The organism is Arthrobacter parietis (assembly GCF_039530425.1).
Lineage (GTDB): Bacteria > Actinomycetota > Actinomycetes > Actinomycetales > Micrococcaceae > Arthrobacter_D > Arthrobacter_D parietis.
This window is the reverse complement of record NZ_BAAAON010000003.1, coordinates 464,521-477,105: the sequence shown is the minus strand read 5'-3', so window position 1 is coordinate 477,105 and position 12,585 is coordinate 464,521. Positions and strand designations below refer to the sequence as shown.

Genomic DNA, 12,585 nt, shown 5'->3' with positions numbered 1-12,585 from the left:
CGTCATCTTCCCCAGGAAGGTGACGGCCGTCGTCGTTGGATGGTGATTGCTCGTTTCAGCGGGAAGAGGATGCGCGGCCGCCGAGCCTGTGGGTGATGTCCTTCGCTGCCAGGACACAGGCCGCCACGAGGGTGTCGAGTTGCTGCTCGTTCACGCGAAACCGCGGAGCTGAGATGAGCACGGCCGCAGCCACATCCCCGCGGTGGTCCCGAACCGGCACGGCGATGCCAACTTCCTCCACCGACGTTTCACCGAAGTTGACTGCATAGCCGAGGCTGCGCACGTCCCGGAGCCGGGTGAGATACGCGCCCAGTTGCTCGCTGTCGGGGGAGGGGTGCTGAATTGTCCCGCTGCCGAGAAGCTGCCGCACACGGTCCTCTTCCTCCAGGGCGAGGAAGACCTGAACGCTGGCGCTCAGTGCGGTGCTGTAGCTGGTGCCGAGGGGGGAGGTGTGTTTAACATTGTTCCTGCTGACCACTTGCTCCACAGTGATCGACTCCGTGCCGTTCCACAGCACCAGGGCAGAAGTTTCGCCGGTTTGCCGGCTCAGATCATCGAGTACCGGATGCGCGACTTTCCTGGCATCCAGATCCGCGAGGAGCGGACCGGCGAGCGTGATGATCCCCAGTCCGAGGCGGAAACGGCGGGAGAGCGGGTCGCGTTCGACGATGTTCTCGTTTTCGAGCGTCGCGAGGATTCGTGAGACCGTACTCTTGTGCAGGCCCACCTGTACCGCGATCTCTGTTACTCCCTGCAGTGGTTCTTCGATGCTGAAGCAACGCAGCACGTCGATCACATTAGAGATGACTGAGGCGCCTTTGCTGTCCCTGGATTCTGGTTGCGCTGTCATAGTGTCTTTCATCATTCCCTATCACGGCCTGTTCGGCATGAAACGCCGGCGGCGCCACCCGTCTGGGTGACGCCGCCGGCAGGAACGGTTGGGGTATTAGTTCAAATGTGCACCGCGGTCTGAAGCCACCAGCTCGGGTGTCGGTGATTCCTTCTCGTTCTGGGAGATCCCGAGGGCCGGTGGAGCAAGAGGTGCCGTCATGGTCCCGCCGCTCCGGAGGCGCTTGATGAAGTTGATGACCATGATGATCAGGATGAACGCCAGTGGGAAGGCGCCGATGATCGTGCCGGTCTGGACCGTCCCGATGACTGAGACCCCGCCAAGGACCAGGAGCGCTACGGTGACCGCCGCAATTGCCCCCACCAGCAGCACGCGGAACCACTTGCTGGGGCTCTTGGCCGAGGAGACGAACCCCGAAAGCGCGTGGACTCCCGAGTCCAGCGATGTGATGTAGTACGTGGCCACCAGAATGGTTGATACAACCATCAGAATCGTGCCGACGACTGGCACGAAGTCGAGCATCGCAAAGAGCCCGCTCTCGGTGCTTTCGGCGATCTGTCCTGAAATGGCGCCGGCGCTGGCATTGTCATAAAAGTGCGCTGCGCCGCCGAGTACGCCGATCCACAGCATCACGATGACGGATGGGATGACCGTGACTCCAATGACGAACTCGCGGATGGTCCTGCCCCGCGAAATCCGGGCGATGAACGGGCCAACGAAGGCGGAGAATGCGATGACCCAGCACCAGATGAAGACGGTCCACCATCCATTCCAGCTGTCCTGCCAGCTGCCGATGCCGGCGCCCGCGACGTCGGACTCCGACCACAGACTCATTGCCAGAAAGTTCTGGAAGTATACGCCGAAGGTCTGCAGCACGGAGGACAGCAGGTAGACCGCAGGGCCGAAGAGCAGGACCGCGCCGACCAGCACGATGCTGAGAATTGAGTTCAGCTCGCTGATGCGCTTCATGCCTTTGCTGATGCCGAAGTAGACGGAGACGGCGGTAAGGGTAGCGAAAACCACCACGACGGCGATCCACACGGGCATCCCGCCGGTGATGGGGGTGAAGGAGGTGAGACCGAAGGTGAACTGGAGAGTGGCGAACCCGAACGAGGTGGCCAGGCCCAGCACGCAGGCTAGGATGGCGAGGACCTCGACCGCGACGCCGATGCTGCGCCGGGATTTCACCGGGAAGAAGTCAACGACGGCGTCCCGGAAGGTCAACTTCTTGCCGAGGTTGTAGTGCGAGTAGGCGAGGCAGATCGCGACGATGCAGTACATCGCCCATGCAGTCAGCCCCCAGTGGAAGTAGGACCACGCCATGGAACCATCCTGGGCCACACCGGCGTCGACACCGGTGAACAGCGGGCTCTCCTCCTTGAGCATGATCGGTTCGGCAACGGACCAGAAGATCAGCCCGATGCCCTGGCCGCATGCGAAGAGCATCGAGTACCAGGCGAACTTGCTGTAGTCCGGCTTGGCGCCTGCGCCGCCCAGCCGAATCCGGCCGTAACGGCCGAATGCGAGCCAGGCGCAGACCGCCAGGGCGAGAACAGAGAAGAGCACGAAGAACCAGGTGAAGTATTCGGTGACGAAGGTGCGGGCGGCACCGATGGCTCCGGCCGCCGCGTCGGGGGCGGCGATGGTTCCGACAAGGATGGCTACCACGAGAACCGCCGCCAGCCACTTGATCGCTGTATCGTCAACCGCCCTCCGCTTCTTCTGAACCGGTGTCTCCACCGCCTCCCCCATTCCCAGTGGTGCGTCCTCGTTGGGCACCGTGGTTGCAGCCGCTTGCTTGTTAGTGATCATCGTTGATCGCCTTTGAACTCATGGGAAATCGCGTCAGCCATGCTGCTCGATGCCCTTTTCAGTAGGATTTCTCCCTTGCCCGCAGAGGCGTTTGCGGCGGAGGATAGACATCCGGAGCCGGGAGTGAGCTCGGGACGGACTGGTAGCAGGTCGTAATTAGGCAGGACGGCAGGGGAAAAATCCTCGACCTTTCCCATGTCGACCCGTTCGGGGTAGAGGTGCAGCATCAGGGACGTCTCCAGCACACCGCCGTGCTCGACATCCCAACCGCCGAAACCTTCCGGGTAGAGTTCGCTGATTGTTGTGTCGTCAATGAAGTCCCAGTAGGAGAGCAGCATGACCCGGCGGTCGTCCATGCCGGCCAGCTGCAGCTCCCGGATGGCAAGGTCCACGCCTTCGTAGAGGAACTGGTAGTTCTCGAAGTGGCCGTTCACGAAAACGATCCGGCGCGCTCCATGGCGTGCCAGCTCAAGGGTGAGTGACTTGGCGATGGCGGCAACAGTGGCGCCGTCGAGGCTGGTGGTTCCGGGTAGGTGGTTGCCGCCGCCCGAGCGCTGCTGTGACTTGTAGCCGTACATGATGGGCGCAGCCACAATCGCACCAATCTGCTCGGCGACGGCCCCGGCCATCGCACGGGAGAGCAGAACATCAACGTTCAGCGGCATATGTGGTCCATGCTGCTCGATCGCGCCCGCGGGGATGAGGACGATTCCATCCTCGGCGCTGATCTTTTCGGAGTAGGTAAAAGCGTCGAGTTCTTCCATATACACGCTGGTGCGCGCCATGTGCGTTCTCCTGCTAGTTGGCAAAAGGTGGAGGGTCTGGCGGCGGCGCCGACGCCGGAAAGGGGGCGCCGCCGCCGTCATCACCGGCTTACGCGTCGATGATGTTGTGCTCGGGACCGAAGCCGAACTTGGTGATGTTTTCGGCCCCGTCTTCGCCAACCACGAGGATGTCGTGTTCGCGGTACCCGCCGGCACCTGGTTCGCCGTCAGCCACGGTGATCATGGGCTCCATGGAGACAACCATGCCGGGTTCGAGGATGGTGTCGATGTCCTCGCGGAGCTCAAGGCCCGCTTCACGCCCGTAGTAGTGGGAGAGGACGCCGAACGAGTGGCCGTACCCGAACGTGCGGTTGGCGAGCAGTCCATGGCTGATGAAGATCTCATTGAGCTCGGCGGCGATGTCCTTGCACACGGCGCCGGGCTTGATGAGTTCGAGCCCGCGGCGGTGCACCTCGACGTTGATGTTCCACAGTTCCAGGCTGCGGTCGTCCGGCTGACCGAGGAACAGGGTGCGCTCCAGGGCGGTGTAGTAGCCGGAGGTCATCGGGAAGCAGTTCAGCGACAGGATGTCGCCGCGCTGCAGCTGGCGGGTGGTCGCCCAGTTGTGGGCGCCGTCGGTATTGATGCCGGACTGGAACCACACCCAGGTGTCGCGTACTTCGCGGTGCGGGAAGGTGCGTGCGATCTCGTGCACCATGGCTTCGGTGCCGATCAGCGCGACCTCGTATTCGCTGATGCCCTCGCGGATTGCGGCCTTGATGGCTTCGCCGCCCAGGTCACCGATCCGGGCACCGTGCTTAATGACCTCGATTTCCTCGGCCGACTTGATCATGCGCTGGCGCATCGCGTCTTGGGAAACGTCCAGCAGTTCGGCGCCGTCGAAAGCGGCCTGAATGCGCTGGCGGGTCATCAGCGGCAGCGCATCATCCTCGACGCCGATACGCCGGGCGCTGACTCCACGCTCGCGCAGGGCTTCCTGCAGACCGAAGTAGAAGTTGTCCCGCTTCCAGTCCGTGTAGACGATGTTCTCGCCGTAACTGGTGCGCCACGGCATGCCGGCATCGATGTTGGCGGTCACCGTAACCGAGTCATCGGCGGTGACAACCAGTGCGTAGTTACGGCCGAACGTCGTGTATAGGAAGTCCGAGTAGTACTTGATGCCGTGGTAGCTGGTGAGGATGACGGCGTCGAGCTCTTTTGCGGTCATAATCTGGCGCAGGCCGGCCAAGCGGCGTTCGAACTCAGCGTCCGAGAAGGTGAGGGGCTGCTTGGTTCCGTTGTGTAGAACCTTCAGACGTTCGAGGTCGGAAACGTTGAGGATAGAAGGGCTCAGCGTCATGATTTCTCCTTTGAAATGGGTATAACGAAAGTTCCGGTAAGGCATAGGAAGCGTTGCATCCTGCGCAACGTTGTTGCATCAGAGTAGATGTGCCGTGGGTCACGGTCAAGGTATTTCTTTTGCCGGGTGCGAGGACCCGTAACAATCACCGGCCGGCTAGGCGGAAGCGGCCCATCGCCTACGGCTTTACAGGACTGTGCGGATTGTCTTCTCAAAACTGGTGATGTGCTCCAGGGCAAGTTCCGACGCCTGATCCGCGTCGCCGTTGCCGATAGACCTAAGAAGCTCGACGTGTTCCGAGACGTGCCCAGCGACGGTAGGGACCTTGTCCAGAACAAGGCACCAGATCCGCGTGGCAAGGTTGTCCAGACGAATCAGGGTGTCTTCAAGGTGCGGGTTTCCGGCTGTGCGGTAGATGATCCGATGGACATTCAGGTCATACCGCATCAGGTCCGCAGCGTTGCCCGGACCAGCCCCATCGAGGCGCTGGATGTCATCCGCCAGGGCAAATAGCTCCTCCCGTGCACGGGAGTTGGCTCCAAGTGCCGCCTTGCGGGCAGCCAAGGGTTCGAGGACGCGGCGGAGCTCGGAAACATCCGCCAGGGCAGTGATGTCCACAATCGTGGCGAAGGTGCCCCTACGCGGGTAAGAGATCACCATGTGGTCCGTTTCCAGCCGCTTGAGCGCTTCGCGAACGGGGGTGCGTCCGATTCCCAGTTGGGCCGCAAGCTGCCCATCGTTGATCGGGTCACCCGGGCGAATGTCAAGCATGATCAGCCGGTCCCGCAGTTCCTGGTAGGCGCGCTCCGCCAGCGACAGGTGCTCCGCGGTTGCCTCTGTGTATGCCTCGGTCACGCTCATGGGTTGTGTCTCCCTTTCCCGGCGGGTGCGCCGCACTCTCATTACCAAAACCTATTGACGTTGTGTGATCTTCAGCATACCATTTGTCTCAGTACTGATATATCAGTCCCACATTAGTCTTCTAGCTTCAAGGAAGGGCCAATCGTGACGAACCTGTCTACTACGTTGGCTGCGGCGGATCCTGAGATCGCAGCCGCAATTGATCGCGAACTGGAGCGCCAGCAGTCGACGCTCGAAATGATCGCCTCAGAAAATTTCGCTCCCACGGCAGTGATGGAGGCGCAGGGCTCAGTCCTCACCAACAAGTACGCCGAAGGTTATCCGGGCAAGCGCTACTACGGCGGCTGCGAACACGTCGATGTGATCGAACAGCTCGCCATCGACCGGGTGAAGGAGCTTTTCGGGGCTGAAGCTGCCAATGTGCAGCCGCATTCAGGAGCACAGGCCAACGCCGCCGCCATGTTTGCACTGTTGCAGCCCGGTGACACCATACTCGGCCTGAACCTTGCGCACGGCGGCCACCTCACCCACGGAATGAAGATCAACTTCTCGGGCAAGCTGTACAACGTCGTGCCCTACCATGTCCGGGAAGACGACCACCGGGTGGATATGGCGCAGGTCGAGGCATTGGCGCTTGAGCACCGGCCAAAAATGATCATCACCGGTTGGTCCGCCTACTCACGCCAGCTGGACTTCGCGGACTTCCGTCGCATCGCCGATCTGGTGGGTGCCTACCTCATGGTCGACATGGCTCACTTCGCCGGATTGGTCGCGGCGGGCCTCCACCCTAGTCCTGTGCCTTACGCCGACGTGGTTACCACCACCACCCACAAAACGCTCGGCGGTCCGCGCGGAGGCGTCATTCTCAGCCGCTCCGAGTATGCAAAGAAGATCAACAGTGCAGTCTTCCCCGGGCAACAGGGCGGTCCTCTGCAACACGTTATCGCGGCCAAAGCAGTTGCTTTCAGAATGGCCGCAACCCAGGAGTTCCGGGAACGCCAGCTGCGTACCCTCGAAGGCGCGAAGGCGCTCGCCGGGCGCTTGATGGAGGACGAGGTGGCTCGCGCCGGCATCTCGGTGGTCACCGGTGGGACCGACGTCCATCTGGTTCTTGTTGACCTGCGCAACTCCGAGCTGGATGGGCAGCAGGCTGAGGACCGGCTGCACCGCATCGGGATCACGGTCAACCGGAACGCCGTCCCGTTCGACCCGCGCCCGCCCATGGTCTCCTCGGGGCTGCGGATTGGCACACCCGCTCTGGCGACCCGGGGCTTCGGTGCCGGCGAATTCAACGAGGTGGCAGACATCATCGCTGCAGCCCTGACCCTCGAGCTGACCGAGGAACTGGAAGCGGAACTGCAGGGCCGCGTAGCTGTCCTCGCCGAGAAGTTCCCGCTCTACCCGAACCTGAACGGAGACCTGTCGTGAGCGCCGACCTGCTGCCGGAGCACCCGGAGTTCCTTTGGCACAACCCTGAGCCCAAATCCTCCTACGACGCCGTGATTGTCGGCGGCGGTGGACACGGACTGGCAACGGCGTACTTCCTGGCCAAAAACCACGGCATGACCAACATCGCCGTACTCGAACGTGGTTGGCTGGCCGGAGGCAACATGGCTCGCAACACGACGATCATCCGGTCCAACTACCTGTGGGATGAAAGTGCGGCGATTTACGAGCACTCACTCAAACTGTGGGAGCGGCTGCCGGAAGAATTGGAGTACGACTTCCTGTTCAGCCAGCGCGGCGTGATGAATCTCGCCCATACGCTGGGCGACGTCCGTGAGAGCATGCGCCGCGTCAACGCCAACCAGCTCAACGGTGTGGACGCCGAATGGTTGGATCCGCAGCAGGTCAAGGAACTCTGCCCCATCCTGAACATCTCCGACAACATCCGGTATCCAGTCCTGGGGGCCACCTATCAACCGCGCGCAGGCATCGCGAAACACGACCACGTGGCGTGGGCCTTCGCCCGCAAGTGCGACGAATTGGGGGTGGACATCATCCAGAACTGCGAGGTTACCGGCTTCATTAAGGACGGCAACCGGGTGGTCGGCGTGGAGACGAACCGCGGCCGGATCAACACCGGAGCTGTAGGGCTCGCCGCTGCAGGCCACAGCAGTGTTTTGGCGAAACTCGCAGGTTTCGATCTGCCGATCCAGTCCCACCCGCTACAGGCGCTGGTTTCGGAGCTTCATGAACCGGTTCACCCTACAGTCGTCATGTCCAACCACGTCCACGTCTACGTTTCACAGGCGCACAAGGGTGAACTGGTAATGGGCGCAGGGGTTGACTCCTACAGCGGCTATGGCCAGCGCGGATCCTTCCACGTGATCGAGGAACAGATGGCGGCCGCCGTCGAACTCTTTCCGATCTTCGCCCGTGCGCATGTGTTGCGCACGTGGGGCGGGATCGTGGATGTCACTCTCGATGCCTCGCCCATCGTGGGCAAGTCGCCAGTGGACAATATGTACGTCAACTGTGGCTGGGGAACCGGCGGTTTCAAGGGGACACCAGGCGCCGGTTGGGCTTTCGCCCACACCATCGCCACCGGCGAACCGCACGAACTGAACGCACCGTTTGCGCTGGACCGCTTCGTCTCCGGCGCTCTTATCGATGAGCACGGCGCCGCCGCCGTAGCGCACTGAACCGCCTCCACGAAAACAAAGGACAGTCATGCTACTGATCAACTGCCCCTGGTGCGGAGCCAGGGACGAGAACGAATACCACTATGGCGGCCAGGCCCATGTTGCCTATCCCGAGATTCCGTCTGACCTCAGCGACGAGGAGTGGGCGCGTTACCTCTTCTACCGGGAGAACCCGAAGGGAATCTCGGCGGAGCGTTGGGTGCACAGCACCGGGTGCCGCCGATGGTTCAACGTGCTGCGGGACACCGTCACTTATGAGGTGCTCTCCGTCTACCGGATGGGACAGCCGCGCCCCGATAACAGCACCCTCACACCCTCCGGTGCACCCGCCTTCGGACCAACGGGAGGACCCCGATGACACAGTTCCACCGTCTGCCCTCCGGCGGACATATTGACCGCTCCCGCCTGCTGCGCTTCACCGTCGATGGTGAGGAGCTCACCGGACACCCCGGCGATACCGTGGCATCCGCGCTTCTCGCCAATGGCCGGATCGCGGCTGCGCCCTCGCTCTACCTTGGGCGCCCGCGCGGAATCGTCAGCGCCGGGGTTGAGGAACCCAACGCCCTGCTTCGGGTTGAAGCCGCAGACGACGGCGGCACTGCCGAATCGATGCTTCCCGCCACCACGGTGGAACTTGTCGACGGGCTCCGCGCGAGTTACTTGTCCGGGAGGGGCAAACTCGATCCCACCCCCGACGACGCCGTCTACGACAAGAAATACGTCCACACCGACGTTGCAGTCGTCGGTGGGGGGCCGGCTGGTCTGGCGGCGGCACGCGCCGCGGCAGCGACCGGCGCCCGCGTCATCCTTCTGGACGACCAGCCGGAGCCGGGCGGCTCAGTCCTGTCCGGCTCGCGCGGCGACGGTCCGGACCAGATCGTCGAAACCATTGATGGCGTACCTGCCCGTGAGTGGGTCCAGACCGTCGTCGCCGACTTGGACGCCGCCCCCGAAACCACGGTGCTCAACAGGACCAGTGTTTTTGGCAGCTATGACGGCAATTACCTTATCGCCGTCCAGAACCGCACGGACCATCTGGCTGGTCCGGCGCCGGCAGGTGTCTCACGCCAGCGCGTCTGGCATATTCGGGCGGCCCAGGTTGTGCTGGCAACCGGCGCTCACGAACGACCGCTGGTGTTTCGGAATAACGACCGACCAGGCATCATGCTTGCGTCCGCGGTGCGCACGTACCTCAACAGGTATGCCGTGCTCGCCGGCCGCAACATAGTACTGGCAACCACCAATGACAGCGTCTATGACGTTGCCCGGGACCTCGCAGCCGAAGGTGTCACCGTGACTGCAATTGTGGACACCCGGCAGGACCCGGGTGCTGCCGCAGAAGAGGCTGCGGCAGCAGGCATTCGCGTCATTGCGGGCAGTGCCGTCATCGACACCGAGGCCCGGGACAGCGGTATTTCCGCAGCTGAGGGCCGCATCACCTCGGTGACCGTCAGTGCGATCGACGACGGCGCGCTGACCGGCGAAGCAGAGAGCATCGACTGCGACCTCCTCGCCATCTCCGGCGGCTTCAGCCCCGTGGTCCATCTCCATAGCCAGCGGCAGGGAAAGCTGCGCTGGGACGAGGATCTGGTCGCTTTCGTACCCGCCGCCGAGGTGGAAGCGCAACAGGTCATCGGAGCTGCCCGCGGCACCTACCAGTTGTACGACTGTGTTGCCGAGGGTCTGTCCGCCGGCGCTATTGCGGCCTTCAACGCCGGTTTCGTGAGCGACGACGGCGTGACGGCCGGCTCCCTGCTCGCCGAAGCGCCGCGTGCGCACGGAATCACCCGCCCGCTGTGGCTTGCTCCCGCTCCCGACGGCGAGGGCTGGGACGAGCACTTCGTCGACCTCCAGCGCGACCAGTCGGTGGCTGACGTGCTTCGGGCAACCGGTGCCGGACTGCGCAGCGTGGAGCACATCAAGCGGTACACCTCCATCAGCACGGCCAACGACCAGGGCAAGACCTCCGGCGTCAATGCGATCGGCGTCATCGCCGCTGCATTGAACGGGAACGACGGCGGCACGAGCCTTGGCGAGATCGGCACCACCACCTTCCGCGCACCCTACGCCCCGGTTGCATTTGCGGCGCTCGCTGGACGCGAGCGCGGTGAGCTGTTCGATCCCGCTCGCATCACCTCGATCCACTCCTGGCACCTTGCCCACGGCGCCAAGTTCGAGGACGTGGGCCAGTGGAAGCGTCCCTGGTACTACCCACAGCCGGGTGAGGACATGGACACGGCGGTGCTGCGCGAATGCGCGGCTGTACGCGACAGCGTCGGCTTCATGGATGCAACCACCCTCGGGAAAATCGAAGTCCGGGGAAAGGACGCGGGAGAATTCCTCAACCGTATCTACACCAACGCCTTCAAGAAATTGGCTCCCGGTTCTGCCCGCTACGGCGTGATGTGCACCCCGGACGGCATGATCTTCGACGACGGCGTCAACCTCCGCCTGGACGAGGACCGCTACTTCCTCACCACTACGACCGGTGGCGCCGCGAAAGTACTGGACTGGCTGGAGGAGTGGTCGCAAACTGAATGGCCGGAACTCGATGTGGTGTTCACTTCGGTGACCGAGCAATATTCCACGGTCGCCGTCGTCGGGCCTAAATCGAGGGAGGTGATTGCCCGCCTGGCACCGGACCTTGATGTTTCCAACGACGCGTTCCCATTTATGACATTCCGGGAAGTTCTGCTCGAATCGGGAGTTTCTGCGCGGATCTGCCGGATCTCCTTCTCAGGCGAGCTTGCTTACGAAATCAACGTGGCGTCCTGGTATGGGTTGCACGTGTGGGAGTCGGTTGCCGAGGCAGGTGCGGAGTTCGGCATCACACCGTACGGCACCGAGACCATGCACGTACTGCGTGCGGAGAAGGGCTACCCAATTGTCGGCCAGGATACTGACGGCACCGTCACTCCGCAGGACGCCGGCATGGAGTGGATCGTCTCCAAGGCCAAAGACTTCATCGGCAAGCGCTCCTACGCACGGCTGGACAGCAGCCGCCTGGACCGTAAGCACATGGTGAGCGTCCTGCCGGTGGATGGAACCATTCGCCTGCCCGAAGGTACGCAGTTGGTGGAGAAGGGCCGCTCCATCAATCCGGCCTACGGCCCGGTCCCGATGGAAGGGCACGTTACCTCGAGCTACCACAGCGCCGCACTGGGCAGGTCCTTCGGGCTGGCGCTGATCAAGAATGGCCGGAACCGCATCGGCGAAACACTCATTGCCCCGGTGAACGGGCAGCTGGTCGAGGTCACCGTTGGAGAAACCGTACTGTACGACGCCGAAGGGAGCCGTCGCGATGGCTGAGCAGGTAATCATCACATCACCGCTGGACACACGGGAAGGCACGGAGCAGCTGCGCCGGAGTCCGCTCGCTCACCTCGAAGAGAGGCTGCGGGCGGGAACCAACCAGGGCGCTGAACTTCACGAGGTCAGGTTCCTCACCATGGTGGGACTGCGCGCAGACCCCGCCTCCGAAGCAGGGGAGGCGCTGGCCACAGCTGTCGGCGCCCCGCTGCCGGCGCGCTGCGGCCAGGTCAGCGGCAGTCCGGATGGAACAGCCATCTTCTGGCAGGGACCGGATGAGTTCCTGCTGGTGGCACCCGATGGCTCCGACGTTGGAAAGGAACTCGCAACGGCGCTGGGAGATGCACCGGGCGCCGTCGTTGACCTCTCCGCCAACCGCACCACCCTGGAACTCAGCGGTCCGTCGGCCCGCAAAGTGTTGGAGAAGGGCTGTCCTCTCGACCTGCACCCTCGGGTGTTCAAGCCCGGCACAGCGGTGTCAACACTGCTGGGCCCGGTTCCGGTGCTGCTGTGGCAACTGGACGAGACTACGTACCGCATCATGCCCCGCGCATCTTTCGCCGAATACGTTGCACGCTGGCTTCTGGACGCCATGGCGGAGTTCGCCTCGCCTGAGGTTCCCTGATGGCGCTGAGCGTGCTCGATCTCTTCTCGATCGGTATCGGTCCTTCCTCATCCCACACGGTTGGACCGATGCGGGCCGCCAAGCGGTTTACGGATTCGCTCTGTGCAGAAGGCAGGCTGGAGGCCACCCACCGGGTCAGCGTCCAACTGTTCGGCTCTCTTGGAGCCACCGGGCGGGGCCACGGATCGGACCGCGCGGTGGTGCTCGGCTTGTTGGGAGAGGACCCGGAAACGGTGGATACCGGCACCGCCGGGCACAAGGTCGACACGGTACTTGCTGAAGGAAAGCTCTCTTTGGCCGGAAGCCGTCCGATCGAGTTCGCGGGCTCCGAGGACCTGGTGCTGCATCGCCGAAAATCT

11 protein-coding genes are annotated in these 12,585 nt (G+C 63.0%); 6 read left to right on the top strand and 5 right to left on the bottom strand.

Annotated elements, in window-relative coordinates:
• Positions 1-55: 55 nt before the first annotated feature.
• From ABFX19_RS14375 to ABFX19_RS14355, 5 genes are all read right to left on the bottom strand, one after another.
• Positions 56-850, bottom strand: coding sequence for an IclR family transcriptional regulator (locus ABFX19_RS14375; protein ID WP_346028698.1), 795 nt, complete (start codon positions 848-850; stop codon positions 56-58).
• 96 nt (positions 851-946) lie between these two features.
• Positions 947-2,662: a BCCT family transporter gene (locus tag ABFX19_RS14370; protein ID WP_346028697.1), complete on the bottom strand. Its 1,716-nt coding sequence runs from the start codon at positions 2,660-2,662 to the stop codon at positions 947-949.
• A complete protein-coding gene (locus ABFX19_RS14365; RefSeq protein WP_346028696.1) occupies positions 2,659-3,447 on the bottom strand; it encodes a creatininase in 789 nt (262 codons plus the stop codon). The genes ABFX19_RS14370 and ABFX19_RS14365 overlap by 4 nt, the downstream gene beginning before the upstream one ends.
• Positions 3,448-3,535: 88 nt before the next feature.
• Complete coding sequence (locus tag ABFX19_RS14360) at positions 3,536-4,786, bottom strand: M24 family metallopeptidase (RefSeq protein WP_346028695.1); 1,251 nt, start codon at positions 4,784-4,786, stop codon at positions 3,536-3,538.
• A gap of 186 nt (positions 4,787-4,972) precedes the next feature.
• On the bottom strand, positions 4,973-5,647 hold the full coding sequence (locus tag ABFX19_RS14355) for a GntR family transcriptional regulator (protein ID WP_346028694.1): 675 nt from the start codon (positions 5,645-5,647) through the stop codon (positions 4,973-4,975).
• 144 nt (positions 5,648-5,791) lie between these two features.
• Here ABFX19_RS14355 and glyA point away from each other — a divergent pair, with 144 nt between their 5' ends.
• The 6 genes from glyA to ABFX19_RS14325 form a co-directional block, all read left to right on the top strand.
• The gene (glyA, locus tag ABFX19_RS14350) at positions 5,792-7,075 is read left to right on the top strand and encodes a serine hydroxymethyltransferase (protein WP_428831049.1); all 1,284 of its coding nucleotides are present in this window, start codon (positions 5,792-5,794) and stop codon (positions 7,073-7,075) included.
• Complete coding sequence (locus ABFX19_RS14345; protein ID WP_346028693.1) at positions 7,072-8,292, top strand: sarcosine oxidase subunit beta family protein; 1,221 nt, start codon at positions 7,072-7,074, stop codon at positions 8,290-8,292. The genes glyA and ABFX19_RS14345 overlap by 4 nt, the downstream gene beginning before the upstream one ends.
• A 28-nt stretch (positions 8,293-8,320) precedes the next feature.
• On the top strand, positions 8,321-8,650 hold the full coding sequence (locus tag ABFX19_RS14340; RefSeq protein ID WP_346028692.1) for a sarcosine oxidase subunit delta: 330 nt from the start codon (positions 8,321-8,323) through the stop codon (positions 8,648-8,650).
• Positions 8,647-11,601: a 2Fe-2S iron-sulfur cluster-binding protein gene (locus ABFX19_RS14335; protein WP_346028691.1), complete on the top strand. Its 2,955-nt coding sequence runs from the start codon at positions 8,647-8,649 to the stop codon at positions 11,599-11,601. Before ABFX19_RS14340 ends, ABFX19_RS14335 begins: the two co-directional genes overlap by 4 nt.
• Positions 11,594-12,226: a sarcosine oxidase subunit gamma gene (locus ABFX19_RS14330; RefSeq protein ID WP_346028690.1), complete on the top strand. Its 633-nt coding sequence runs from the start codon at positions 11,594-11,596 to the stop codon at positions 12,224-12,226. Before ABFX19_RS14335 ends, ABFX19_RS14330 begins: the two co-directional genes overlap by 8 nt.
• Positions 12,226-12,585: serine dehydratase beta chain (locus ABFX19_RS14325; RefSeq protein ID WP_346028689.1), on the top strand; the 360-nt coding region annotated here is incomplete at its 3' end. The genes ABFX19_RS14330 and ABFX19_RS14325, both read left to right, overlap by 1 nt.